We start from the raw sequence: 23,877 nt of genomic DNA, 5'->3' as shown, positions 1-23,877 counted from the left end.
GGTCAGCTCTCCTTCCGCAGGACGGCGGGGTGGGTGGGCGGCGCGGCGGGTACTCCGGCCGGGCGGAGCCGGGCGAATTCCTTCCGCAGGACGGGGACGACCTCTTCGCCGAGCAGGTCGAGCTGTTCCAGGACGGTCTTCAGGGGAAGCCCGGCGTGGTCGACCAGGAACAGCTGGCGCTGGTAGTCGCCGAAGGTCTCACGGAAGGTGAGGGTCTTCTCGATGACCTCCTGGGGGCTGCCGACGGTGAGCGGGGTCTGCTCGCTGAACTCCTCCAGCGAGGGCCCGTGGCCGTAGACGGGCGCGTTGTCGAAGTACGGGCGGAACTCCCGTACCGCGTCCTGCGAGTTCTTCCGCAGGAACACCTGGCCGCCGAGGCCGACGACGGCCTGTTCGGGGGTGCCGTGTCCGTAGTGGGCGTAGCGCCGCCGGTAGAGGTCGATCAGCTTCTGGAAGTGCTCCTTGGGCCAGAAGATGTGGTTGGCGAAGAAGCCGTCCCCGTAGTAGGCGGCCTGTTCGGCGATCTCGGGGGAGCGGATGGAGCCGTGCCAGACGAACGGCGGCACGCCGTCCAGCGGGCGCGGGGTGGAGGTGAAGCCTTCGAGGGGCGTACGGAACCTGCCCGCCCAGTCGACGACGTCCTCCTGCCACAGCTTGTGCAGCAGCGCGTAGTTCTCGACGGCGAGCGGTATGCCCTGGCGGATGTCCTGGCCGAACCACGGGTAGACGGGTCCGGTGTTGCCACGGCCCATCATCAGGTCGACGCGGCCGTCGGCGAGGTGCTGGAGCATGGCGTAGTCCTCGGCGATCTTCACCGGGTCGTTGGTGGTGATCAGGGTCGTGGACGTGGACAGCGTGATGCGTTCGGTACGGGCGGCGATGTGGCCCAGCATCGTGGTGGGGGACGACGGCACGAACGGTGTGTTGTGGTGCTCGCCGGTCGCGAAGACGTCGAGTCCGACCTCTTCGGCCTTGAGCGCGATGGCGACCATGGCCTTGATCCGCTCGTGCTCGCCCGGCGTCCGGCCGTTCGTCGGGTCGGTCGTGACATCGCCCACCGAGAAGATCCCGAACTGCATCCTGCCCACCTCAGATCCCAGATTGGTTGAACTTTAAACTGAATCCGAACCCTACAACCCGGGACCCCGAACAGCTATTCCCGATCCGCCCCGTACACCCCCGTACACCCCCGTGACCGTGGCCGTGGCCGTCTCACCGCTCCCGGGGAGGCGGTCCCGGGGGGTGCGGGCCGTCCCCCTCGGGACTGCCGCTGAGCTGCTCGTCCAGCTCGTCGAAGAGCAGCCCCTCCCGCCCGACGTGGCCGGTGCGGTACGCCACCCGGGCCACCAGGTGGGCGGCGACCGGGCCGGTCAGCAGCTGGAAGAAGCCGATGAGCCCGAGCGTGCCGAGGTCGATGCCGCTGCGGAGCCTCAGCGCGACCCCGAAGAGGACCAGCAGCATGCCGAGCGACTGGGGGTTGGTCGCGGCATGGCCGCGGGAGAGCACGTCGGGCAGCCGCAGCATGCCGATCGCGCCCAGCAGGCTGACGGCCGCGCCGAGGAAGAGCAGGACCGCGCCGGTGGTGTCGGCCGTCTGCGCCCAGCCGCTCACCCGCCCTCCTCCCCCGCCCGGGACCCCGTACCGGTCCCGGTCCCGGTCCCGGCTCCGGTACGGGGTCCCGGGCTGTCCGGCACGCGGTCGCGGACCGCGATGAAGCGGGCGATGCCGACCGAGCCGGTGAACCCGAGGAAGGCCACCACCAGCATGATCGGAAAGTAGTGGGCGTCCCGGGCCACGGCGGACCGCACCCCGATCCCCGCGACCATGAGCGCGGCGAGGACGTCGAGGGCCATCGCCCGGTCCAGCATCGAGGGGCCCCGCCAGAGCCGGTAGACCACCAGCGCCCCGGCGACGAGGATCATCACCGCGGCGGCCGTCAGCAGCGCCTCGTCCACGGCCCGGGCCGTCCTCACCGTCCGCTCTCCCCGGGGGGCGGTTCCCGGCGGACGCGGGCGATCTCGTCACGGTCGCCGAAGGCGCGTACGGTCAGCTCCTCCATCCGCCACACCGACCGCCGGGCGCGGTCCGCCGCGGCCGGGTCGTCGGCCTCCAGGATGTGGACGAAGAGGGTGGCGTTGGCGCGGCGCACCTCCACCACCGAACCGTCGGGGACGTTGGAGACGGCGACCGCCGTCGCGGTGAGCATCAGGTCGCTGCGGCAGCGCAGCGGTACCGCGAGCACGGCCGCCCGGTAGGGCCTGCTGTCGAACATCTGCCGGGCCACCTTCACCCCGGAGGTGTACATGTCCCGGAGCAGATGGACCACCAGCCGTGCGATGCCCAGCGGGTGGAGCCGGAGCCGGAGATCGACCGCCGGCAGCGGGAAGGCCAGGCACAGGACCACGGCCACCACGACCCCGTTGACGACATTGGCCCAGCTCGCAGTACCCCACAGCAGGGTCCAGATGACGGTGAGCCAGGCGATCAGCGGCAGATCCAGTACCCGGCGCCTGCGGCCCACCACCGCACAGCTGTACGGCGGCAGGTCCGGATCGCGGAACTTCAGGGAGATCATGGGGGCGTCACCGGCCGAGCACCGCCTCGATGTAGGGGGAACGTTCCAGGAGTTCGGATGCCGCCCGGTCGGTGAGCGAGGTGAACGGACCGCCCAGCACCGTGTACGCGAGCGAGAGCAGCACCAGGGCCGCCGTCGCCCCGGTCATGGTGGGCGGCAGCCGGTCGGTGGTGGTCGTGATGGTCCCGCCGAAGAGGGTGGCGGTCACGGCCTGTCCGGCGGGCCGCCCCCGGGACGGGCCGGTACGCCCCGGGGACGGGCCGGTGCGCCGACCGCCCTCCGGGTCCATGTCCGCGGAGCCGTCGCCGCAGTCGTCGTGGCTGTCCCGCTCCTCCAGGACCGTGCCGCGCGCGGGCCGGTCCGGTGGCGCGGTCCGCCAGAAGGCGAGGTTCCAGACCTTGGCCATGACGTACAGCGTGATCAGGCTGGTGAGGGAGGCCGCGGCGACCAGGGTGTACGACCAGCCGTCGGCTTCGGCGACGCCGGCCCGCAGCAGTTGCAGCTTCCCGATGAAGCCCGACATCGGCGGGATTCCGGCCAGGTTCAGCGCGGGGAGGAAGAAGAGCACGGCGAGCGCCGGGGCGGCCCGCGCCAAACCGCCGACCCGGGTCAGTTCCGTGGTCCCGGCGCGCCGCTCGATCAGCCCGGCGACCAGGAAGAGGGCGGTCTGCACGGTGATGTGATGGACGACGTAGACGATCGCGCCGCCGATCCCGGCGCGGGAACCGAGGCCGATGCCGAAGACCATGTAGCCGATGTGGCTGATCAGGACGAAGGACAGCACCCGCTTGAGATCGGTCTGGGCCACCGCGCCGAGCACCCCGATCAGCAGCGAGGCGAAGGCGGCGGCCATCAGCAGGTGCCCCAGCCGGTTGCCGGGGAAGAGCAGGGTCTCCGTGCGGAGCATGCAGTACACGCCGACCTTGGTGAGCAGCCCGGCGAAGACGGCCGTGACCGGGGCGGGCGCGGTGGGGTACGAGTCGGGCAGCCAGGCCGCCAGCGGGAACACGGCCGCCTTCACCGCGAACACCGTCAGCAGCGTGGCCTCCAGGAGGGTCCGCACCCCGAGGGGGAGTTCCGCCAGCCGCACCGCGAGCTGGGCGAGGTTGACGGTGCCCGCCGCCGCGTAGGTCAGGGCGACGGCGGTGAAGAACACCATGGACGAGATCAGGGAGACGACGACGTAGGTGGAACCGGCCCGCAGGCGGGACGCCGTGCCGCCGAGCGTCAGCAGGACGAAGCTCGACACCAGCATGATCTCGAAGCCGACGTAGAGGTTGACCAGGTCGCCGGCGAGGAAGATGCAGGACACCCCGGAGACCAGGACCAGATAGGCCGGGTGGAAGACGGCGAGCGGGGTGCGGTCGTCCCGGTCGGCCATGCCCTGCCCGAGGGAGTAGACCAGTACGCACAGGGTCACCGCCGACGACACGGTCAGCATCAGCCCGGAGAGCCGGTCCGCGACCAGGGTGATCCCGAGCGGCGGCGCGAAGTCCCCGAGGTGGACGGCGAGCGGGCCCCGGGTGTCGGCGGCGATCAGCAGGGTCACCGACAGCGCCAGGACGGCGGAGAGCACGACCACGCTGACGACCCGCTGACCGCGCGGGAAGCGGGTGCCCAGGGCCAGTCCGAAGCCGGTCGCCAGGAGGGGCAGCAGCACGGGCAGCGGTACGAGAGCGTTCATCCGGGGCCTTCCTCGGGGTGGGGCCGTCCGTCCCGCCCACCGGAACCGGCACCACCGCCGGGACCTCGACCGGAGCCGGCGCCGGTACCCCCGTGACCTCCGCCGGACCCGCCCGACCCGGCGCCCGGGCCGTCGCGGTCCCACGGGTCCCACGGGTCCCACGGGTTCTCGCGGTCCTCCGGGTCCTCCCCCAGGATGTCGTTCCACAGGTCGCCCGACGCGTCACGGGCCCGTGCCTGGAGGGCGCGGTCCTCGCGGAGCACCGCGCGCAGCCTCCGGCGTTCGAAGCGGTACGCGCTCCGGTCCCCCTCGGGCCCGCGCCCGCGGGGTCCGTGGCGTTCGCGCAGGGCGGCCCGCTGCTCCTGGACCTCGGCGCGCAGCGCGACCCTGCGGTCCTCGATGTCGTCCTGGACCTCGTCCGTGCCGCTGACGCGCTGGCTGCGGTACGCCATCGCCAGCAGGAACGCCGTGGTGGCGAGGGTGATGACGACGGCGGTGAGCGCGATCGCCTGGGGCAGCGGATCGGTCACCCGGGACAGCTCGACGCCCGGGTGGAGCAGCGGCGCGAGCCCGGCGGCGCCGCCCGCGCTCAGCATCAGCAGGTTGATGCCGTTGCCCAGGACCACCGCGCCGATCAGGACCCGGCTGAGCGCCCGCATCAGCAGCAGCACCCCGCCCACGGCGCACAGCACCCCGGCGGTCACCAGCAGGCTGAGGCTGACGGTCACCGGCCCGCCCCCCGCCCGGCAACCTCGCGGGCCGCCGCCTCCCGCTCGATCTGGCGGTCCACCCGGGCGCCGAGCGCCCGCACGATGTCCAGCACCACGCCGAGCACCAGCAGGTACACCCCCGCGTCGAAGACGAGGGGCGTGCCGAGGCGGAAGTCGCCGAAGACCGGCCAGTGTCCCTCGTACGAGAGGGCGTGCAGCACGGTCCCGTCGACGAGCCCGAGCAGCGCCACCCCCGTGGAGAGGAAGAGGCCGAGCCCGGTGAAGAGGCCGGGGTGGCCGGGGGCGGCCTCGCCCAGTTCGTACCGGCCGCCCGCGAGGTAGCGCACCGTCATCGCCACGCCCGCGACCAGGCCGCCGACGAAGCCGCCGCCCGGCAGGTTCTCCGCGCAGAACAGCAGGTAGACGGAGAGGACGAGGATGGGGTGGAAGACCAGCCGGGCCACCACCTCGAAGACCACCGAGCGGTACTCGGGGGCGAGGGTGCGGCCGGCGGCGAGCCAGGTGCGCTCGGGCGCGTTGTCTTCGGGGGCGGGTACGGGGGTGACCGTGCCGGACCCGAACGACCAGGCGGTGCGCCCGGCCTGCGGGCCGGGCACCGAGGCGGCCGGGTGGGCGGTCCCGTACGCGAAGTCGTCCGGGGAGCCGGTCCGGCGGTGGAAGTAGATCAGGCTGGTCACGCCCACGGCGGCGACGGCGAGGACGGCCGACTCGCCGAGGGTGTCCCAGGCCCGGTACTCCACGAGGGTCGTCGCCACCACGTCCTTCACCCCGTGGTGGGCGGTCTCGTACACCAGCGCCCGGCCCGCCGGGTCGGCGCGCCGGGCCGCGGCCACCACCCACAGCACGACCGAGACGGTCGCCGCCGCGGCCAGCGCCAGCGGCACCCGGACCATCAGCCGCCAGCGGCTGATGGTCTCCTGGAAGTACACCGGCATCCGGCGCATGACCAGCACGAACACCAGGAGCGAGACCGTCTCGACACAGAACTGGGTGAGCGCCAGATCGGGTGCGCCCTGCACCACGAAGAGCAGGGCCGTGCCGTATCCGGTCAGCCCCGCCATCACCACGGCCTTCATCCGGCGGTGCACCTGGAGGCAGAGCAGCGCCGCCAGGCAGGTCAGCAGGGCGATCGCGCCCTGGGTGGGCGAGTCCCACAGCCGGGGCGGGGCGGCGCCGCGCCACGGCCGGTCCACGCACAGCACGGTGAGCTGCCCGGCGAGCAGCACCAGCAGGACGGTGGCCAGGTAGACGGGGAGCGACCCGCGCTGGAAGAAACCGGTCACCTGGAGCGCGAGCCGCTCCAGTCCCAGCAGCCCCAGGCCGAAGATCCGGTCGGCGGTCGGCCACGCCACCCGCCGGGACAGCCGTACCACCGGGCCGCGCGCCAGGAAGAGCGCGAGTCCGCCCGCCCACGCGGCTCCCGAGAGCAGCAGCGCGATGCCGGGTCCGTGCCGGAGCGAGAGGCTGTACGGGTGCGCGGGGGCCGGGAAGACGTCGGCGTACGCCCCCAGCAGCCCGTTCAGCCACCCCACGCCGGGGCCCAGCAGCACACAGCCCGCCGCGAGCACCGCGGGCGGGCCGAGGAACGCCGGGCCGACGCGGCGTGCGGGGGTGTCCGCGAGGCCGGGTTTGCGGGCGAACGCCCCCCACAGGAACCGCAGGGTGTACGCGGTGGTCAGCGCGGACCCGGCGACGCAGACGCCCAGTGTCCACCGCTCGGCCGCGCTCCCCTGCTCCAGCGCGGTGAACGCCGCCTCCTTGGCGGCGAAGCCGAGCAGCGGCGGCAGGCCCGCCATCGACGCCCCGGCGAGGGTGGCGACCACGGCGACCAGGGGCAGCGCCCGTCCCACGCCGGAGAGTTCACGCAGGTCACGGCTGCCGGTGGCGTGGTCGACGATCCCGGTGACCAGGAAGAGCGGTGCCTTGAAGAGGGCGTGGGCGAGGATCATCGCCCCGGCGGCCAGCGCGGTGTCGCGGTGACCGGCCCCGGCCAGCACGGTGAGGAAACCGAGCTGGCTGACGGTGCCGTAGGCGAGGACGAGTTTCAGGTCGTTGAGCCGTAGCGCCCGCCAGCCGCCCAGCACCATGGTCAGCGCGCCGAGGACCAGCAGCAGGGGACGCCACGGCGGGGTGTCGGCGAACGCGGGGGCCAGCCGGGCGACGAGGTAGACGCCCGCCTTCACCATGGCGGCGGCGTGCAGGTAGGCGCTCACCGGTGTGGGCGCGGCCATCGCGTTGGGCAGCCAGAGGCTGAACGGCCAGATCGCGGACTTCGACAGTGCTCCCAGCAGGACCAGCACCACGGCCACCGACACGGTCGTGGAGGGCGCGGGCGGGTCGGCGACCAGGGCGGAGATCCGGTAGGTGCCCGCCGCGTTCCCCAGCATCAGGAAGCCGACGAGCATCGCCAGTCCGCCGAAGGTGGTCACGGTCAGCGCCTGGAGCGCCGAGCGGCGGTTCTGCTTGTGCTCGCTGCCGTGGCCGATCAGCAGGTAGGAGAAGACCGTGGTCAGCTCCCAGAACACGTAGAGCAGGACGAGGTCGTCGGCGAGGACCAGTCCCAGCATGGCCCCGGCGAACGCCAGCAGATTGCCCGCGAACCGCCCCAGCAGCGGGGTGCCGTCGGCGAAGTACCGTACGCAGTACAGCAGCACCAGCGCGCCCACCCCGGCCGCGAGGAGCACCATCAGCAGGGACAGCGCGTCCAGGCGCAGCGCGAGCCGGACCCCGTAGTCCGGGAGCCACGCCAGCGACCACCGCACCGACCCGCCGGACGCGGCCCGGCCCCAGTGGGCGGCGGCCCATGCCACGGTGGCGGCGGGCGGCAGCGCCAGCACGACGAAGGCCCGGGGGCCGAACCGGCCGACGAGTGGTCCCGCGCAGGCGGCGAGCAGGAAGTGGCAGAGGATCAGCGCTGCCATGCGGCCCCGGACAGCGGCCCGCTGCCATCGACGGTCACGACAAAGAGGACAGAAGGCACGGGGGTATTGCTATAAGCCCCCGCGCCGCTTCCCGGCCCGGCGCGCCGACGAAACCCTGACCGGCCCCGAGGTCACCCCTGCCGGCCCATCACCGACGGCCTCCGGAACCGGAAGGGACCGCCGCGCGCCGCCGTGACGCCACTCCCGTGGCGCCCGGGGGAGAACGGTGGCGCAGCGCACTCGGCGGGCAGGCGGGCAGGCAGGCTGTTCAGAAGGTGATGAGTTTGACGGCGGTGACGGTGAGGACGTCGGGGGTGCTGACGTAGTGGACGACGATCGCGTCCGCGCCGGCAAGGGTGGCCTCGCGGTAGTCACGTTCGCCGGGTTTGGCCTCCACCGAGCCGTGACCGTACGGGTTGTTCCCGATCGTGGCCTTCATGGCTTTGTCCAGGACGCCGCGGCGCTGGGCAGGAAGCCTGCGGCGGGCGGTGTCGGCCTGGGCGGCGTAGGCGATGCGGTAGGCCATGGGTCAGACGGTCCGGCCGTCGTCGGGAAAGGTGACGCCGGTGTAGTCACCGGCGCGCAGCCGGTCCACCTGGCCGTCCATCTCCTCCACCGCGCCCGGAACCGTACGCAGGGCCCACATCGCCAGGCGGAGCGGGAGTTCCGGGCCCGAGGTGGTGCCGATCTCCACGTCGAAGGACGCGCGCTGTGCTGGGGGAAGCGCGGCGCGGACGTCCTCGATCGTGGACGGCAGCCCGACCTCCTGGTCATGAACCACCGTGGTCCACCTGTCCGGCGTATCGCTCACCGCGCTGCCCTCCACACCTCTGGTCCCTGACAGCCCGCCTGCCACGGCAGCGGGCCGGCCTGCGGCCTCCGTGCCGGCCACGGTACGCGGTGAGGCCCGGCCCTCCCCAGAGCACGAAGGCAGCGCACACACGACCGAATGAGCCGAGGGCCCACAGCGGGAACGTGAGGCAGCCGGTCGCGGTACGACCACCACGGTCAGGCCCTTCGCCAGGCCGAACGGGACCCGGGGTACGACGGGGCGGCCGGTGGCGAGGCAGTGGGCCCGGCGGGTCGACGCCGAACCCCGGCCCGGTGTGGGCGCCGCCGGTGCGGGCCGGGGGCGCCCCGGGGGGCGTCAGGTCCAGTTCCAGAGCAGCTCCGGCTGAACCGGCCGGTCGCAGTTGACCAGGTCGAGACGGGGACTTGGCTGTCCGTTCCGGTTCCATCGGGCGAACGAGCGGTCGTTCTGGTAAAGACATGCGTTCCCGGCGCCCATGAGCTTCCAGGAGGGCGTCCTCCGGTCGGCGCCGTGCCATGCCACGGGTTTCCACTTCTGCTCCGCTTCCGACGGCCGGCACGGCCTCAGCACGGCGCGGCCGGCCACTGCCGCCAGGCAGCGGTCCCCCTTCAGCAGGCTCCTGATGGACCCGTCGGCCCTCACCTGCCACTTCTGTCCGGCGGAGCCGTCGCACGGGAGGATGGCGACCGTCGCGGGCTTCGGCGGGCCTTCCTGCGCGTCCGCGCCGAGGCACTGCTCCGGGTGCGGTCCTCCGGACTCCGTCACCCTGCCGATGGTCCCGAGGATCTCGCCCGGCCCCGGTTTCCTGTGGGTCCGCCGGTACTGCCTGTCCACCCAGCGGCGGTAGGGGTGGGAAAGCACTCCCGCGTAGGGGCCGCTGACGGTGCAGACACTTTCCCGCGGGCATCGGCTGTGCGCCATGTACCACCGGACGACCGCTTCCTTCCCGGCCGCCTGGGCCGGGGAGAGGTTGCCCGGGAGGGGGAACACCGTGTACCCGAGGTAGAAGGCCGACGGAAGGCCCGTCCGGTAGGCGGTCTCCCGGAAGTACCGTGCCGTGATGCCGTGATCGCTGTGGTCCACCCGTCCGTCGACCCCGGTCGTGAACGAGGCGCTGTCGGGGTCCAGCGTCAGTATCCGCTCCGCCCGGGCCCCTCTGGTCAGTGCGGCCAGCACGGACAACAGCTGCTTCTCGGTGTACGCGGGCCTTCCTCGGAGCGGTGTGATCGACCTCTTGGTTCCCTCGAACAGCCGCAGAAGGCTCTCCGGTTCCTGTCCACGGGGCTTCCCGTCGTGGAGGTCGAGGAAGGTGAGCCGCAGGTCGGGACGGTTCCCCCCGCCGAAGAGCCGGAACGAGCGCACGAGCCGGCCGCCGGCGCGCACGTCGTCCCGCTGCCAGAGGCCGGGGGCGCCGGCCATCTCCGCGTACGCCTTGCGGATGCCGTTCTCCCTGTTCATCGCATAGTTCTTCGCCTCGTGCGGGACTTCTTCCCCTCCGTCCCCCGCCGTGAGGTAGACCGTGGAGACGAAGCATCCGGCCCGGACGGTCCGCATGATCTCCGGGTTGATGAAGAAGAGGTCGTCGTCGGGGTGGGCCACTCCGACGAGGGTCCGTCTGCACCCGGGGGGCTCGGGGGCGCTGCCGGTGCCGGTGCCGGGCGGTGGAGGCACCGCCGACGCGGGCGGGACGGACGGGACGGACGGGACGGCGAGGGCCGTGCAGAGCGCCACGGCCGAGAGCGCCGCGAGCGCCGCGCGCGTGCGTCCGTACCGCTTCATGACCGCTCCCGCGCTCCTCGTCAGGCCCGTGCGTGACCGTGCGCCCGGCCCCCTCGGCAGCGGGCGGCCTGCGACCACTACTACGCCACCCCTTCCGGGCGCGCACCCCGGCAGGGGCGGCGAGGCCGCCGGGCCGGGCCGCAGGAGGCGGGGTGCGTGCCCCTTTCGGCTCAGCGCGCGCACGGCGGGACCGTCGCGTCGGCGCACCGGGGCCCGGAGCGGGGGCGGTCGGTGGGCGGGCTGTCCGGGGCGGGAACGGAGGTGCGCCGGGGTCGCCGCCCGCCCCGGCCGTGGATAGCGTCGACTCCTGCCGCCACCCAGGTCGGGGCGGGCACGGGGAGGGCAAGCCGTCGGGACGGGAGGCCAGCATCGTGAAGTCCGTACGGCGCGGCCCGGGCGCGGACCACGGGCGTGGAGCGGCGGAACCCGTCCGGGCTCCGGCGGGACACCCCGGGTGAGCGTCCGGGGAACGGCGGTCCGCGCGGGTTCCCCGCGCCGCGCCGCGGGCCTGGCCGCCGTCCTCGCGATGGGCGCGTACTGCCTGGCCATGGCCGTGCACGGGACGTACCCGTTCGGTTCCCGGTCCCGGGCGGTCAACGATCTCGGAAACCAGTTCGTGCCCTTCCACGCCCGGCTGTGGGACCTGATGCACGGCACCACCACCGGGGACCTCTTCTTCAACTGGGGAAGCGGTTACGGGGTCCCCTTCCTCGCCGATCTCTTCGCCTACCTGATGAACCCGTTCTCATGGCTCGTCGGGGTCTTCCCCCGCAGCATGATCGAGCTTCCGGTCTTCCTGGTGACGCTGCTGTGCATCGGCTGCGGCACGGCCCTGATGACCGTCCTCCTCCTGCGGATGCGCGACGGCGTCCCCTGGCAGGCCGCCCTCCTCGCGGTCGGGTACGGCGTCAGCTCCTGGACCACGGGGGTGGGCTGGGCGGACCCCATGTGGATGTGGGGTCTGGTGTCCTTCCCCCTCCTGGGGATCGCCGGGGACTGGTGCGTGAGGAGGCGGCACTGGACGGCGGGGGCGCTCCTGGTGGCCGTCTGCTGGGCGGGCAACTTCTACACGGCGGCGATGGCGACCCTGTGCGCGGGGCTCGTTCTGGCGGTACGGCTGGCCCTCGACTCCCGGCCGGTGCGCGAGCGGGGCCGCTCGGCACTGCGCGCCCTGTCGATGGCCGCCGTCGGTGTCCTGCTCGCGGCACCGGTCCTCACCGTCTCGTGGAAGGCCGCCCGGCTCGCCCAGCCCGCGCCCGACGCCGCCTACGCGGGGGCCCCGTCCTTCCGCGCCTACCTGGCGCACCTGCTGCCCGCCGGTTACGGCGCGGGCGCCCCGCAGGCGGCGGTCGGTGTCCTGGCCCTGCTGCTCCTGCTCACCTTTCCCTTCCTCGGGCGCGCGCCGGTCCGGGAGCGGGTGCTGTGGAGCGCGCTCGTCGTGGCCGTCGCGCTCTCCTTCGTGTGGAGGCCCACGCTCCTGCTGTGGCACGGGGGCGCGCTGCCCAACGGCGGGCCGTACCGGGCGTCCATCGCCCTCACCGCGGTCTCGGTGGTGACCGCCTGGCTCGCGCTGACCTACCGCCCGCGACCCCGTGAGCTGGCGGCGGGGGCATCGGTGCTGGCGCTGGTGCTCGCCCTGGCCGCCGGTGGCGGGTACGTGTCACGGGCCACGTGGGCGCTGACGGTCGTGGGGGGCGCGCTCACGCTGGCGCTGCTGTGGCTCCTTCCGCGCGCCGGGGGTGCGCGCCGACGGCGCCTGGTCGCGACGGGGCTCACGGTCATGGTGTTCGCGGGCGCGGCGGGTGCCACCCTGGGTGTGACGGTGATCCGTGACCGCAGCGACTGGTGGCGCCCCAAGCGCACCTTCGACGCCCGGTCGCTGGCCGCGTACCTGGCGGTGCGCTCCCATGCCTCGTGGCCGCAGGGGCGCAGTGATCCCGGGCCGCACGAGTTCGCCGACAACGACCCCCTGCTGCTGGACGGCGAGGGTGGTTCCTACTACAGCAGCTACGTCCCCGCCAGGAGCGCGGCGGCGCTGTCCGCGCTCGGGGCCGGCTGGTACATGGGAGGCCGTCACCTGGTCTCCTTCGACGATCCGGTGGGCCGGGTCCTCATGGGGGTCACCAGTCACCTCGAACCGGCCCCCGCGGCCTTCGGCCAGTTCACGCAGCACACCGGCTCCGTACCACCGGTGGTGACCCTGCGGGCCCCGGGCACCGGGCTGGACGGTGAGGGCCGCGCCGACGCGTCCGTCTTCGACCGCCGCAACCGGGCGCTGGGGACGGCGGTGTACACCGTTGCCGGGCTGCGCCCCGCGCCGGGGACCGCGCCGGTGAGCACACCGGACACCGGGCCGGGCCGGTTGCCGCCGGGCCGGTCCCGGGTCCTGACGGCCAGGTGCCCCGCCGGAACCGACGCCTACCTCCACGCGCCCTGGTACTCCGGTTCCGTCACCGCCCTCGGCACCGTCACACGGACGTGGGGGGAGGCCCCGATGACCCGGGGCGGCCTGGTCCGGCTGGGGCGCGTCACCCGGGGCGGTGACTTCCCGGTCGGGCTGGCTCCAGGGCCGGCTCCCGGGCCGGACCGGTCGGTCGCGGGTGCGGTGGTCGGCTGTCTCGACCACCGGAAACTGGAGCGGGCGGTCGCCGAACTGACGGCCGGTGCTCCCGCCCGGGTGAGCGCCGCGGGACATTCCATCAGGGCCGACTTCCACGGACCCCGCACGGCGGTCGCGGTCGTCTCCGTCCCCGCGGTGGAGGGGTGGGAGTGCGCGGTCGACGGCGGCGCACCCCGGCCACCGGCCACCCTCGCGGGACTGATCGCCGTCCGGATGACCGCCGCCCGCAGCGTCGCGTGCTCCTACCGCCCTCCCGGCCTGGTACCGGGCGTGGTCCTCAGCGCCTGCGCCGCCGCCGCGCTGTTCGCGGTGTCCCTCACCGCGGCCGTGTCCGGTCTCAGCCCCGGGTCCGGGTACGGGTCCGGGGTGCCAGCAGGTCGTCCAGTTCGGCCGCGAAGAGCAGGGCGGGGTCGAGGTCCATGCCGGTGAAGTGGCCGGCGAGTTCCAGCGACAGGACGCCGTGCAGGCGGGTCCAGAAGGTCAGGAACCGGTGGAGGGCCCCGGGCGGGGCGGGGTGGCCGGCGGCCCAGTCCCGGTGGTCCTCCAGGTAGGCCCCGAAGGGGGTCGCGGCGGCGCTGCCCGGGGTGAGTGCCGCGCACGCGTCGAGCAGGGTCGTCATGATCTCGGAGGAGATGGCGGTGATGTCCGGGGGCGCGTGGTAGCCGGGTACGGGGGTTCCGTAGACGAGGAAGTACCGCTGAGGGTCCGCCAGGGCCCAGCCGCGCAGGGCGTGTGCCAGCCCGGCCAGGTCGCCGCCGGCGGCGGAGGCCGTGCGGAGGGTCCCGGCGAGGCTTCGGTACGCCTCCCGGACGAGTTCGGTGATCAGGTCGTCGCGGCTGGCGAAGTAGCGGTAGAGCGCCGGTCCGCTCATGCCCATCTGCTTGGCGATCGCGTTGAGGGAGAGCGCGGACGCGCCCGCCGTGGCGATCTGCTCCCAGGCGCGTTCCGTGATCTCCGCCCGCACCTGGGCCCGATAGCGCTCCCGCGGGGTACCCGCACCTGTCGTCGCCATGGCCCGCCACCGCCCCCATCCCTCTGGCTACATCCTCAAGTGTTGGCGAGAAGCTATCACGCACCCCATTGACCCATCCTCCCGCATGACGTTATAACTTCTAACGAACGCATGAGCATCTATCGCCGACGGAGGAGAACTCCATGTCCGACAGCATCCGCAGCATCCGCGACACCGGTGTCCGCGCCGCTCTGTTCACCGTCCCGCTCGTCCTCGGCCTCCTCGGCACAGCCGCCGCGCCCGCCGGGGCCACCGGCTCCCCCGCCTCCCACCCCGGCAACTCCCTCACCTGCCGCGGGAAGGGCGTCGATCCCGACGCCCTCGTCCGCCACCGGACCGGGATCGTGATCGACGCCCCGCTGCGCACCGTCTGGAAGCTACAGACCGACGTGGAGAACTGGCCGTCCTGGCAGACCCCCGTCGAGACCGTGGAACGCCTCGGCCACGGCCCCTTCCGCAAGGGTTCGGCATTCCGGTGGACGGTTCCGGTGCCCCCCAACCCCGCGACTCCCGCCACCAGCCTGGAGATCACCTCGACCGTCCGGCAGATCGAGCGCGGCGCGTGCATCCGCTGGACCGGCCCCGCGATCGGCGAAGGACTGCGCATCGACGGCGTCCACGTATGGAACTTCACCGAGGTCAAGGGCGGTGGTGTCCTCGTGAGCACCGAGGAGACCCACACCGGCCCCCAGGTCGAGGCGGACGTTCCCCTCGCGACCGGGATTCTCCGCGAGGGCCTCGAAGCATGGCTGCGCGACCTGAAGTCCGCCGCCGAAGCCCACCCCCACGACACCCACGGTCACGACCACGGCCAGTCGCGCTGACCGAGGACGAGACGAGCCCCGTACGGATGGTGCCGTACGGGGCTCGGAGCGTGGCCGCTGGGCCTACCGATCGGCGGCCCGGACGAGGGCGACGGGGAGATCCCGGCGCTGCGCCCCGGGCCGGCTCAGCGGGTCACCAGCCGTTGCCTATCTCGCGGCCCGCACTGAGGTAGTCGGTGCCGCCGGTGCCGGGGTAGACGTACAGGTTGCCGTTCCCGTTGTTGCGGGTGACGACATCGGGCTTCCCGTCACCCGTGTAATCCGCTACACCCACGAACGTGAAGTTCCCCCAGCCGATACCGATCTGGACACCCCCGCTCACATACCCGGTACCGCCAGTGCCGGGATAGACCCACACGTTGCCGTTCCCGTCGTTACGGGTGACGACATCGGGTTTTCCGTCACCCGTGTAATCCGCGACACCCACGAACGTGAAGTTCCCCCAGCCGATACCGATCTGGACACCCCCGCTCACATACCCGGTACCACCGGTCCCGGGATAGACCCACAGATTGCCGTTCCCGTCGTTACGGGTCACGACATCGGGCTTCCCGTCACCCGTGTAATCCGCAACGCCCGCGAACGTGAAGTTCCCCCAGCCGATACCGATCTCGACGCCTCCGGCCAGGCGGCCCGTCCCACCGGTGCCGGGGTAGACGTACAGGTTGCCGTTCCCCTCGTTGCGGGAGATGACATCGGGGTTCCCGTCACCGGTGTAGTCCGCGACACCCGCGAACGTGAAGTTCCCCCAGCCGGTACCGATCAGGGCGCGTGCCCGGCTGCTGTAGCCGTCCCCGGCCCCGGGGAAGAGGTAGAGGTTGCCGCTGGCATCGTCCCGGGCGATGGTGTCGGAGTAACCGTCGCCGTCGTAGTCGGCGGTTCCCGCGAAGGTCCATCCGGCGCCGGGAACGTAGGCGGGTGCCGAGGTGAGAACGTTGCCGCGGACGTAGGCGCCCAGGGAGTTGCCCGCCGCTGTTCCGGCATCGGCGTCCCAGCGGTAGTGCACGCCGAGGTAGATGCGGCTCAGGGCGTTCTCCCTGGCCGCGGCGGTGAAGGTGGTGAAGGTACGGGTGGCTCCTACGGCTTGGGGGTCGTCGGTGGTGGCGGTGAAGGTGACCTGGTCGCCGAAGACGCCGCGCATCACCCCGGCCCAGGCCGCGCCGAAGGTGGCGTGTCCCGAGATGTAGGCGGGGAAGGGCGGGCTGAAGCGCTTGCCCGCCGGGTTGACGGACAGGGGCTGCCAGGCCGGGTCCGGGATGATGGCCGGGCTGGTGCCCGGGTCCGCGAGCTGGATCGCGCTCTGTGGACGCCACAGGTCGATGCCGGTCGTGTACTTGGCGTCCCAGGCGACGATCGAGGCGTCGGCCAGGGCGACCGCGACCAGGGCGAACAGCCTGGCGTTCTCCGTCTGGGTCAGCCCCTTCTGCTGGACGACCGTCTGCGTGATGTCGAACAGCTGGCCGGGCGGCTTGTAGGTGCCGTCGGCGTCGTTGGCCCAGAAGAACGCCTGTCCGGTCTGGTCGGCGGTGCGGGTGGTGGAGGTGACCGAGCCCAGGGACTTGACCTCGTTGACCTGCGTGGCGTAGGCGGGGTCGGCCAGCAGCGCCGCGTAGGAGGTGGCCTGGGCGGGAGGCCGGGGACGGAACTGCGCGCCGGAGGTCATGGCGAAGGGGGCGAGCCGGCCCCAGTGGGGGTTGGCCGGGGCCGACTGCCCGGGGTCGGTGGGCCGCCAGGCGCCAGGCACGTTGTCCAGGGTGTAGGACGGGTCCCAGGCGGGTGTGGTGCTGGGCCGGCTCTCGACCGCGACCCGGGCCACCTCGCTCCCGACGGCGGCTCCCTGGCCGCGGGCCGTCTCGGTGACGGAGGCCGGGATGGTGGCCCGTGCCGTGGCCAGGGCCCGGCGGAAGTCGGCGGCGAAGTCGTGGCCGGGGTTGAAGCCGGGGAAGAGCCCGGTCAGGGTGTCGTGCGCGGCCTGGTCGATCGCCGCCTCGACCGACGCGGTGCCGGGAGCCGGAACCACCGTCAGGTACGGACGGAACCGGCGGTCGGCGGCGGGCAGGACGGAGTTCACCGCGTCCCAGATCGCCGTGTGCATCACGGCTCCCGCGTGCGCCAAGGGCCCGGGTCCGGTATTGCGGGTCTGCCGGTACGCGTCGAGCAGGACCTTGTTCCAGAAGATGACGTGGTCGGTGGGCCCGGACGCGGCCACCGCCTTGCCCGGCGGTGCCAAGGTGGCGGACCCCGCGACGGCCAGTACCGCGACCGCCAGCGTGCCGATCCGGTGACGTGTGCGAACGGGACTCATGTTCCCCCTGGTCCAGAGATGTCGGTCGCGCCGGAACACGCATCAGATTTCGGCCAGGAACGGCTGTCGGCCGAACCCGACTTCCACGGAACCCAGTTGACAGGGGGGCAACCGCACACCAGACGCATAATTCGAACGCCTGCATGACAGACAGGCTAACGGGGCCGGGCCCCGCGAGAAGCGTTTTGGTACGACTGGCAACGAGGGGGGTGGCGAGGGGCGAGGCCGGTGGGGGCCGCGCCGGCGCCGGGGCCGCCGCGCGCGGTGGGGGCCGCCGCGGTACGCCCGGTGGACGGGCCGCCGTCATTCCGGGGTCCGCCCGGCCATGGAAGCTCGGGAACCGGAGCGCGCCAACAGGCTTCCGGCGTGTGGAAACGGAACGTAGCGGAATGACCACCGCGTCACATATGGAGATCCTGTGAACGACCCAACCGTGATCGCGGTCTGATCATCTTCTCGGCCGAGTCCGCCATTTCGCCGGAGTGGCGGCTCGCCATCGAGGAGGTCCGCACACCGCATGAGGCTGCCCCGCAAGCGTCGCGCGCACCGCACCGGAAGCCCGGAACGGACGGGAGGGACGGGAGGGACGGAACGGGCGGAACGGGCGGAAGGTCCGAAGCACACCCGCCGCCCTTCGCGCAGAGCGAGGAGCCGCAGGAGAGCTGCCCGGACGGTCCGCCGCCTCCGCATCGACTTCCCCAGGAGCGGTCTGCGGGGCTGGCGGCGCTGGACGCCCTCCTGGAAGCTGACCTCCGGCCTGTTCCTGCTCTCCACCGGCGCCCTCACCGGCCTCTTCACGGCCGTCTACCTCCAGGTGAAGATCCCGGACGCGCACGACTCCGCGCGCCGGCAGGCCACCGTCTACTACTGGGCGGACGGGAGCCGAATGGTGAGCGTGGGTGATGTGAACCGGCAGGACGTCACGCTCTCCCAGGTGCCCGAGTCCGTCCAGCGCGCCGTGATCGCGGCGGAGAACGCGGACTTCTACAGCGACTCGGGCGTCTCGGTGACGGGCATCGCCCGCGCGGCCGTCAGCATCGTCAAGGGCAAGGAGACCCAGGGCGGTTCCACGATCACCCAGCAGTACGTGAAGAACACCTACCTGAGCCAGGACCAGACCGTCCAGCGCAAGGTCAAGGAGTTCTTCCTCGCCCTGAAGGTCAGCAACCAGCAGTCCAAGACGGAGATCTTCGAGGGGTATCTCAACACCTCGTGGTTCGGCCGTGACGCGTACGGCGTCCAGGCCGCCTCGTACGCCTACTACGGCATCCCCGCGAAGGAACTGAACCCCAGCCAGGGCGCTCTGCTGGCCGCCGTCCTCAAAGGCGCCGAGAGCTTCGACCCGTCACGCAGCGACGGCAACCGCCAACGGGCCGAGGACCGCTGGAGCTGGATTCTGGACCGTCAGGTCCAGACGGGTTCGATGAGCGCTGAGGAACGCGCGAAGTACACGGAGTTCCCCGAGCCGAAGCCGCCCGCCAAACCGACCAGCCAGGCCGGGCAGGTCGGTTATCTCGTCGACATCGTCAACAAGTACGTCAAGAGCCGCAGCGGGCTCACGGACAAGGATCTCGCCAGTGGCGGCTACCACGTCCACACCACCTTCGACAAGACCAAGGTGCTCGCGCTGGCCAAGGCCGTCGAGAAGGTGCGCGCGGAACGCCTGGACCCCAAGACGCGCCCGGACGACGACCACGTACAGGTCGGCGCCGCCTCGGTACGCCCCTCGGACGGGGCGATCGTCGCGGTCTACGGAGGCTCCGACGCGATCACGCACTTCAGCAACAACGCGGACACCTCGGGCGTGCCCGCGGCCTCGGCGTTCAAACCCTTCGTGTACGCCGCCGCTCTGGAGCAGGGGCTCACCAGCGGGGAACGCCCCGCCATCGAGGGCTCCGAACCGGGCCCCCTGCGGCCCCGGCCGCAGGGGGCGCCGACGATCCCGTACCTGAACCTCTACTCGTCCCTGGTCGACTCGGACCACACGCCGTTCGTGGAGATCGGCAAGAAGATCGGACTGAACAAGATCAAGGAGATGGCGGTCGCGTCGGGACTGCGTGAGGAAAGCATGGCCAAGCTGGAGCCGACCTTTGCGATCGGCACCTCCACCCCCAGCGCCGTCCGGCTGGCCAGCGCCTATACGACCTTCATCAACAAGGGCCGGGCCACCGAGCCCTACTCGGTGACCAAGGTCGAGCGGGACGGCACCGCGGTGGACGGCTTCGACCGGCCCAAGAAGCGGCAGGCGATGAGCCCCGAGGTCGCCTCGATCGTCGGCGCGGCCCTCCGTCAGGTGGGCCGGACCGCGCTGGGACCGCCGAAGGCCCAGAACGCCCCCTTCCCGGCCTGGGCGGGCAAGACGGGCACCAACGACCGTATGAAATCAGCGTGGTTCATCGGCATGACGGAGGAACTGAGCACCTCGGTCGCGATGTTCCGCACGAAGCCCGACGTGCCGCAGCTACTGCCCATGCAAGGGGTGGGCGGCCCCGACTCCGATCGGGGCAACGCCTTCCCGCCACTGATCTGGGAGGCTTACCACCAGGCGGTGGCGCCTGCCCCGGCGGCCCCGGCGGCCGGTTCCTCAAGCCCGTGAGGAGCTCCTGCGGAGCCTCAGGAACCGCTGTCCGCCTCCTGGTCGAGGGGCCGCAGGAAACGGCGTTCGTAGCGCCGGATGCAGCCCGTCCGGCGGGCCAGCTCGATCGCGGCCCGGCACTCGGGGTCGGTGGCGCTGTCCGCCCGGTAGCGCTCGTACTGCGCGAAACCGGGGAACGAGAAGAGCGCGTACGCGATGTCGCTGTCGCCCTCGCTGGGGAGGAAGTAGCCGTGATGGGTGCCGCCGAAGCGGTTGACGAGCACGACCCACCGGCGGCCGTACTCCTCGAAGTCCTCGATGCGGTCGGGATCGATCTCGTACTTCAGATGAATGGTGATCACACGACGACATGATCCCCGATCGGCCCCCGCCCCACCACCCTCGACCGTCCGGCGCGCAGCGGCGGTGCGCACCCGGTGGGACGGCCCACCCCGCCGGGACCCTCCGTCAGCCGTCGGCGCCCGGCTCGCGGCGCATGCACCACACCCGGGGGCCGCCGTCGACACCCGGCAGTTCCACGGTGGTCCGGAAGCCCAGCCGCTCGTACAGCCGGACGTTCCGCCCGGTCGCGGTCTCCAGGTAGCACGGCTGCCCGGCCAGGTCGGCGGCGGCGAGGCCGGGGCGGATCACCGTGGCTCCCAGCCCCTGGCCCTGCGACCCGGGGTCCACCGCGACGGCGCCGAGGAACCACACCGGCTCCTGGGGACGGTACGGTTCCACCGCGCTCTCCGCCGCCTCGTAGGCCGCCGCCCGGTCGCCCGCCAGCTCGGCGATCAGCGGACCCACCTCGGCGAACCCGGGGCCCGGGTCCTTCTCGGGGGTGGTCCACACGGCGACGGCACGGCCCTCCCCGCCGACCCACACCCGGCCGTACGGCATCCCGACCCGGGTGAGGAACAGCTCCTGGAGCCGCCGTACCCGCTCCTGGTGGCCGTCGGCGGCCACCACGTGCCGGGTGTACGGGTAGTCCGCGAACGCGCTCGCCAGCGTACGGACCGCGGCGGGAAGGTCCGCGGGGGTCGCGGGACGCACGAGGCCGGGGGCACGGGAAGCCGGGGTGCCGGGGCCGGGATCGGGGCCGGGGGTCGTCATGAAGGTCTCCTCCTCGGTCGGGGTGGGCGGACCGCACCGGAAGAGCCGCCCGGGAGGAACGATCAAGCAGGGAGCGGGGTCCCCGCAACCGGGTTTCCGACGGGCGGGCCCGGACCCCGGTGGCAGGTGTGCCGACCGCGGCGGTCCGGCGGCGGTCCGTCCGCGATCCGTGGCGGTGACGTCCGCCGCACCCGGGCGGGGGTTGTGCGCGCAGCTGTAGCGGGCGTCGAGTTCGGTCGTGGGCTGCTTCGCGGGCCGCTGCGTCGACGTGGCAGTCCTCCTTCCTCTCCTCCCCCACCCTTCCCCCTTCTCTCTCCCCTCCCTCCGTCCCTCCCTGATGACCGGCTGCCCGCTCATGACGGTGGATCGGCTCATCGGCTCATCGGCTCTCCGGCTCGCCGACGCGTCAGTTCGCCAGCTCTCCGAGGAGTGCCCAGGTGCGGAGCCGGTCGGCCTCTCCGGCGAGGTCGGTGCCCGCGAACACCACCTCCGTCGCCCCGGCGTCCCGGTAGCGCCGCACCTCGGCGGCGACCGTCTTCTCGTCACCGATGACGGCCACGTCGGACGCCCGCCGGCCGCCGGAGAGTGCCACGGCCCGGGCGTAGGAGGGGACCTGTTCGTAGAAGGCGAGCTGTGCGGTGGCCTTCTCGCGTACGGACTCCACGTCGTCGGTGACCACGCCGTGGACGAGCGCCACGATCCGGGGTGCGGGGCGTCCGGCGGCCTCGGCCGCCGCGGTGACGGCCGGGACGATGTGCTCGGCCAGGGCTCGGGGGCCGGCCAGGTAGGGCAGTACGCCGTCGGCGAGTTCGCCGCTGACGCGCAGGGCCTGCGGGCCCATCGCGGCGACGAGCAGCGGCACGCCGGCCTCGGCTCCCGGTACGCGCGCGGGGATCGGTGTGGTGGCGGTGAGCAGCTCGCCGTGGAAGTCGGCGGTGCCGGTCTCGGTGAGCTGCCGCAGGGCGGTGAGGAATTCCCGCAGGCGGGCGACGGGGCGTTCGAAGGGGATGCCGAAGCCGGTTTCGGTCAACAGCCTGGTGCCGAGGGCGAGTCCGAGGTGGTAGCGGCCGTGCGTCGCGGCCTGTGCGGTCTGGGCCTGGCTGGAGACGATCAGCGGGTGGCGTCCGAAGACGGGGACGGCGGACGTGCCGACCTGCAGGCCCGGTACCTCGCGCCCGACGATCGCGGCGAGCTGCGGGGAGTCGGCCCCGAAGGTCTGCCCGAACCAGGCGGACCGCAGCCCCGCGTCCGCGGCCTCCCTGGCGAGCCGCACGGTGGCGTCGATCTGGTTCTCGGGGCCGGTCGTGTGAAGCGCTACTCCGACAGTCATGTCAGGGTGAACGGGCGGCGGCCTGCCCCGCATTCCGCTCCCGTGTGACAGTTTCTTGTCGGCCGTGTGTACGCGGACTGCGCACGCGCAGTACACGTACACAGCGCACCTACACGGCACACCTAAGGCTTCGAACCGGCACCCGCCCGGATGGCTACGGGGTTGTCGGCCAGGGGTTCTGGGAGGGGGCGGTGTAGGGGGCCGGGTTGAGGACCGGCTGGTCGGCCTGGGTGGCGATCCCGCACTGGTTTTCCTCGTTACGGGCCATGCGGATGTAGCCCAGCATGCCCCAGGTGATCCCGTAGTCGTTCTTCACCGTCCAGTACTCCCTACCGTCCAGCTCCGTGCCGTATCCGACGATGAGGACAAAATGGTCCAGAGCCTGAGCGCCGTCGTGAGGCGGCTTCTCCCCCCCTGTTCAGCACTCAAAGTATTGAGTTGATCACACCGTCGCGCAGCAGTGTAAAAAGAGAGCTCATGTGACCGAATCCGGTCGACAGCACACACATTCCTCGGGGGGAACCGACCATGCGTACCCGTGCGCTCCACAGAGCACTCGTCACCCTGCTCAGCGCCTCCGCCGTGACCGCCCTGGTCCCGGCGGTGGCGTCGGCTGCCGGTCCTGACCAGTGCATGATCAGTAGGACCGGCTACACCTCGGACCTGCGGCCCGGCCAGCACCTCGCGTCGGGCGCGAGCCTGATCCCGACACCCGGCAAAGCCGAGCTGGTCATGCAGCCCGACGGCAACCTCGTCATCTACGCGAGCGGCAACCCGGGCGGGTACAGACTCGCGCTGTGGAGCAGCGGCACGTACGGCAACCCGGGCGCCTACGCCACCATGCAGGAGGACGGCAACTTCGTCGTCTACAAGAAGGACGGCGGAGAAGGCAAGGGCGGCGCCCTCTGGAACACCGCGACCTACGGCGACCGGGCCAACAGCTACGTCAACGCCTCGATCAGGGACGACGGCAACTTCGTCGTGAGCGGCCGCGGCGAGAACCTGTCCTGGAGGACCGAGACCATGCGGTGGAACGCCAAGGTGTGCTCGGGCGACATGTCCTGGAGCCCGGGCTTCTGGGCCGAGTCCGCCACCGTGTGGCTGGTCCTCCAGAAGGACAACAACCTCGTCATGTACCGCAAGAGTGACGGCAAGGCCATCTGGGGCAGCGGCACGTACGGCAACCGCAAGGCCCTGACCCTGGAGATGGGGGACAACGGGGACCTGACCCTGCACGAGTACGGGCAGAACGAGACGGTCCGCTGGCGCACCGGCACCGCCGGCCACACCAACGCCTACGCCCTGCTCCAGGACGACGGCAACCTCGTCGTCTACAAGAAGGGCGGCGGCGAAGGCAAGGGCGGCGCCCTCTGGAACACCGGCACCTACAACAAGGTCTGACCGGTCCGCGGGCGGATACCGAAGGGGCGGGGTGCGACGGGCACCCCGCCCCTTCGGCGTACGTCGTTCACCGCGCGGTGACGGGTCCCCGCACCGGCCGGATGTCCCCCGTTTCCGTATCCCGGCATCCGGCCGGTGCGGGATTCCCCCGTGACCTGATCCTGCCCGGCCCCCGCCCACGTTTTCACTGCCGGTC

General features: G+C 72.3%; 20 protein-coding genes. 4 read left to right on the top strand and 16 right to left on the bottom strand.

What is annotated here, in order from left to right:
- Positions 1 to 2: 2 nt before the first annotated feature.
- The 10 genes from ACIA5F_RS09700 to ACIA5F_RS09655 form a co-directional block, all read right to left on the bottom strand.
- Positions 3 to 1,079, bottom strand: coding sequence for an LLM class flavin-dependent oxidoreductase (locus tag ACIA5F_RS09700; RefSeq protein ID WP_399351025.1), 1,077 nt, complete (start codon positions 1,077 to 1,079; stop codon positions 3 to 5).
- A 133-nt stretch (positions 1,080 to 1,212) separates the two neighbouring features.
- Positions 1,213 to 1,611 (bottom strand): monovalent cation/H(+) antiporter subunit G, encoded by a 399-nt coding sequence (gene mnhG / locus ACIA5F_RS09695; protein ID WP_399351023.1) that lies wholly within the window; start codon positions 1,609 to 1,611, stop codon positions 1,213 to 1,215.
- On the bottom strand, positions 1,608 to 1,973 hold the full coding sequence (locus ACIA5F_RS09690) for a monovalent cation/H+ antiporter complex subunit F (protein WP_399351021.1): 366 nt from the start codon (positions 1,971 to 1,973) through the stop codon (positions 1,608 to 1,610). The genes mnhG and ACIA5F_RS09690 overlap by 4 nt, the downstream gene beginning before the upstream one ends.
- Positions 1,970 to 2,575, bottom strand: coding sequence for a Na+/H+ antiporter subunit E (locus ACIA5F_RS09685; RefSeq protein WP_399351019.1), 606 nt, complete (start codon positions 2,573 to 2,575; stop codon positions 1,970 to 1,972). The genes ACIA5F_RS09690 and ACIA5F_RS09685 overlap by 4 nt, the downstream gene beginning before the upstream one ends.
- A 7-nt stretch (positions 2,576 to 2,582) precedes the next feature.
- Entirely contained in the window at positions 2,583 to 4,259 is a 1,677-nt protein-coding gene (locus tag ACIA5F_RS09680) for a Na+/H+ antiporter subunit D (protein ID WP_399351017.1), read from the bottom strand.
- Positions 4,256 to 4,987: a Na(+)/H(+) antiporter subunit C gene (locus ACIA5F_RS09675; protein ID WP_399351015.1), complete on the bottom strand. Its 732-nt coding sequence runs from the start codon at positions 4,985 to 4,987 to the stop codon at positions 4,256 to 4,258. Before ACIA5F_RS09675 ends, ACIA5F_RS09680 begins: the two co-directional genes overlap by 4 nt.
- A complete protein-coding gene (locus tag ACIA5F_RS09670) occupies positions 4,984 to 7,911 on the bottom strand; it encodes a Na+/H+ antiporter subunit A (protein ID WP_399351013.1) in 2,928 nt (975 codons plus the stop codon). Before ACIA5F_RS09670 ends, ACIA5F_RS09675 begins: the two co-directional genes overlap by 4 nt.
- 268 nt (positions 7,912 to 8,179) lie before the next feature.
- Positions 8,180 to 8,437, bottom strand: coding sequence for a hypothetical protein (locus ACIA5F_RS09665; protein ID WP_399351011.1), 258 nt, complete (start codon positions 8,435 to 8,437; stop codon positions 8,180 to 8,182).
- Between the two features lie 3 nt (positions 8,438 to 8,440).
- A complete protein-coding gene (locus tag ACIA5F_RS09660) occupies positions 8,441 to 8,692 on the bottom strand; it encodes a hypothetical protein (protein ID WP_399351009.1) in 252 nt (83 codons plus the stop codon).
- Between the two features lie 366 nt (positions 8,693 to 9,058).
- Positions 9,059 to 10,501, bottom strand: a complete 1,443-nt coding sequence (locus ACIA5F_RS09655) for a PIG-L family deacetylase (protein WP_399351007.1) — start codon at positions 10,499 to 10,501, stop codon at positions 9,059 to 9,061.
- Positions 10,502 to 10,955: 454 nt separating this feature from the next.
- Here ACIA5F_RS09655 and ACIA5F_RS09650 point away from each other — a divergent pair, with 454 nt between their 5' ends.
- Positions 10,956 to 13,550: a YfhO family protein gene (locus ACIA5F_RS09650; protein ID WP_399351005.1), complete on the top strand. Its 2,595-nt coding sequence runs from the start codon at positions 10,956 to 10,958 to the stop codon at positions 13,548 to 13,550.
- Here the strand turns inward: ACIA5F_RS09650 and ACIA5F_RS09645 are convergent.
- A complete protein-coding gene (locus ACIA5F_RS09645) occupies positions 13,459 to 14,133 on the bottom strand; it encodes a TetR/AcrR family transcriptional regulator (RefSeq protein ID WP_399351003.1) in 675 nt (224 codons plus the stop codon). The two genes, ACIA5F_RS09650 and ACIA5F_RS09645, sit on opposite strands and share 92 nt — an antisense overlap.
- Before the next feature lie 143 nt (positions 14,134 to 14,276).
- Between ACIA5F_RS09645 and ACIA5F_RS09640 the strand changes: the two genes are divergently transcribed.
- Positions 14,277 to 14,957, top strand: coding sequence for an SRPBCC family protein (locus ACIA5F_RS09640; RefSeq protein WP_399351001.1), 681 nt, complete (start codon positions 14,277 to 14,279; stop codon positions 14,955 to 14,957).
- A gap of 133 nt (positions 14,958 to 15,090) precedes the next feature.
- Here ACIA5F_RS09640 and ACIA5F_RS09635 read toward each other — a convergent pair whose 3' ends face one another.
- On the bottom strand, positions 15,091 to 17,262 hold the full coding sequence (locus tag ACIA5F_RS09635) for an FG-GAP-like repeat-containing protein (protein ID WP_399350999.1): 2,172 nt from the start codon (positions 17,260 to 17,262) through the stop codon (positions 15,091 to 15,093).
- A gap of 517 nt (positions 17,263 to 17,779) precedes the next feature.
- On the opposite strand from ACIA5F_RS09635, the gene ACIA5F_RS09630 reads away from it, so the two are divergent.
- Positions 17,780 to 19,858, top strand: a complete 2,079-nt coding sequence (locus ACIA5F_RS09630) for a transglycosylase domain-containing protein (RefSeq protein ID WP_399350997.1) — start codon at positions 17,780 to 17,782, stop codon at positions 19,856 to 19,858.
- A 17-nt stretch (positions 19,859 to 19,875) separates the two neighbouring features.
- Here ACIA5F_RS09630 and ACIA5F_RS09625 read toward each other — a convergent pair whose 3' ends face one another.
- The 4 genes from ACIA5F_RS09625 to ACIA5F_RS09610 all read right to left on the bottom strand — a co-directional run bounded on the left by ACIA5F_RS09625 (position 19,876) and on the right by ACIA5F_RS09610 (position 22,659).
- Positions 19,876 to 20,199, bottom strand: a complete 324-nt coding sequence (locus ACIA5F_RS09625; RefSeq protein WP_399350995.1) for an NIPSNAP family protein — start codon at positions 20,197 to 20,199, stop codon at positions 19,876 to 19,878.
- 106 nt (positions 20,200 to 20,305) lie between these two features.
- Positions 20,306 to 20,950: a GNAT family N-acetyltransferase gene (locus ACIA5F_RS09620; RefSeq protein ID WP_399350993.1), complete on the bottom strand. Its 645-nt coding sequence runs from the start codon at positions 20,948 to 20,950 to the stop codon at positions 20,306 to 20,308.
- Between the two features lie 406 nt (positions 20,951 to 21,356).
- A complete protein-coding gene (locus ACIA5F_RS09615; protein WP_399350991.1) occupies positions 21,357 to 22,280 on the bottom strand; it encodes an LLM class F420-dependent oxidoreductase in 924 nt (307 codons plus the stop codon).
- 154 nt (positions 22,281 to 22,434) lie between these two features.
- On the bottom strand, positions 22,435 to 22,659 hold the full coding sequence (locus ACIA5F_RS09610) for a C1 family peptidase (protein WP_399351318.1): 225 nt from the start codon (positions 22,657 to 22,659) through the stop codon (positions 22,435 to 22,437).
- A 149-nt stretch (positions 22,660 to 22,808) separates the two neighbouring features.
- Here ACIA5F_RS09610 and ACIA5F_RS09605 point away from each other — a divergent pair, with 149 nt between their 5' ends.
- On the top strand, positions 22,809 to 23,681 hold the full coding sequence (locus tag ACIA5F_RS09605) for a hypothetical protein (RefSeq protein WP_399350989.1): 873 nt from the start codon (positions 22,809 to 22,811) through the stop codon (positions 23,679 to 23,681).
- Positions 23,682 to 23,877 lie beyond the last annotated feature (196 nt).

The sequence above is a fragment of the Streptomyces sp. NPDC051567 genome (genome assembly GCF_044454165.1).
GTDB lineage: Bacteria > Actinomycetota > Actinomycetes > Streptomycetales > Streptomycetaceae > Streptomyces.
Note: the sequence above shows the minus strand (reverse complement) of the source record. Positions and strands in the feature narration are given on the sequence as shown.

Coding starts and splice junctions, on each gene's coding strand:
- ACIA5F_RS09630 (WP_399350997.1), top strand. CDS start 17,780: ATGAGGCTGCCCCGCAAGCGTCGCGCGCACCGCACCGGAAGCCCGGAA.
- ACIA5F_RS09635 (WP_399350999.1), bottom strand. CDS start 17,262: ATGAGTCCCGTTCGCACACGTCACCGGATCGGCACGCTGGCGGTCGCG.
- ACIA5F_RS09605 (WP_399350989.1), top strand. CDS start 22,809: ATGCGTACCCGTGCGCTCCACAGAGCACTCGTCACCCTGCTCAGCGCC.
- ACIA5F_RS09700 (WP_399351025.1), bottom strand. CDS start 1,079: ATGCAGTTCGGGATCTTCTCGGTGGGCGATGTCACGACCGACCCGACG.
- ACIA5F_RS09670 (WP_399351013.1), bottom strand. CDS start 7,911: ATGGCAGCGCTGATCCTCTGCCACTTCCTGCTCGCCGCCTGCGCGGGA.
- ACIA5F_RS09655 (WP_399351007.1), bottom strand. CDS start 10,501: ATGAAGCGGTACGGACGCACGCGCGCGGCGCTCGCGGCGCTCTCGGCC.
- ACIA5F_RS09640 (WP_399351001.1), top strand. CDS start 14,277: ATGTCCGACAGCATCCGCAGCATCCGCGACACCGGTGTCCGCGCCGCT.
- ACIA5F_RS09645 (WP_399351003.1), bottom strand. CDS start 14,133: ATGGCGACGACAGGTGCGGGTACCCCGCGGGAGCGCTATCGGGCCCAG.
- ACIA5F_RS09680 (WP_399351017.1), bottom strand. CDS start 4,259: ATGAACGCTCTCGTACCGCTGCCCGTGCTGCTGCCCCTCCTGGCGACC.
- ACIA5F_RS09620 (WP_399350993.1), bottom strand. CDS start 20,950: ATGACGACCCCCGGCCCCGATCCCGGCCCCGGCACCCCGGCTTCCCGT.
- ACIA5F_RS09685 (WP_399351019.1), bottom strand. CDS start 2,575: ATGATCTCCCTGAAGTTCCGCGATCCGGACCTGCCGCCGTACAGCTGT.
- ACIA5F_RS09615 (WP_399350991.1), bottom strand. CDS start 22,280: ATGACTGTCGGAGTAGCGCTTCACACGACCGGCCCCGAGAACCAGATC.
- ACIA5F_RS09665 (WP_399351011.1), bottom strand. CDS start 8,437: ATGGCCTACCGCATCGCCTACGCCGCCCAGGCCGACACCGCCCGCCGC.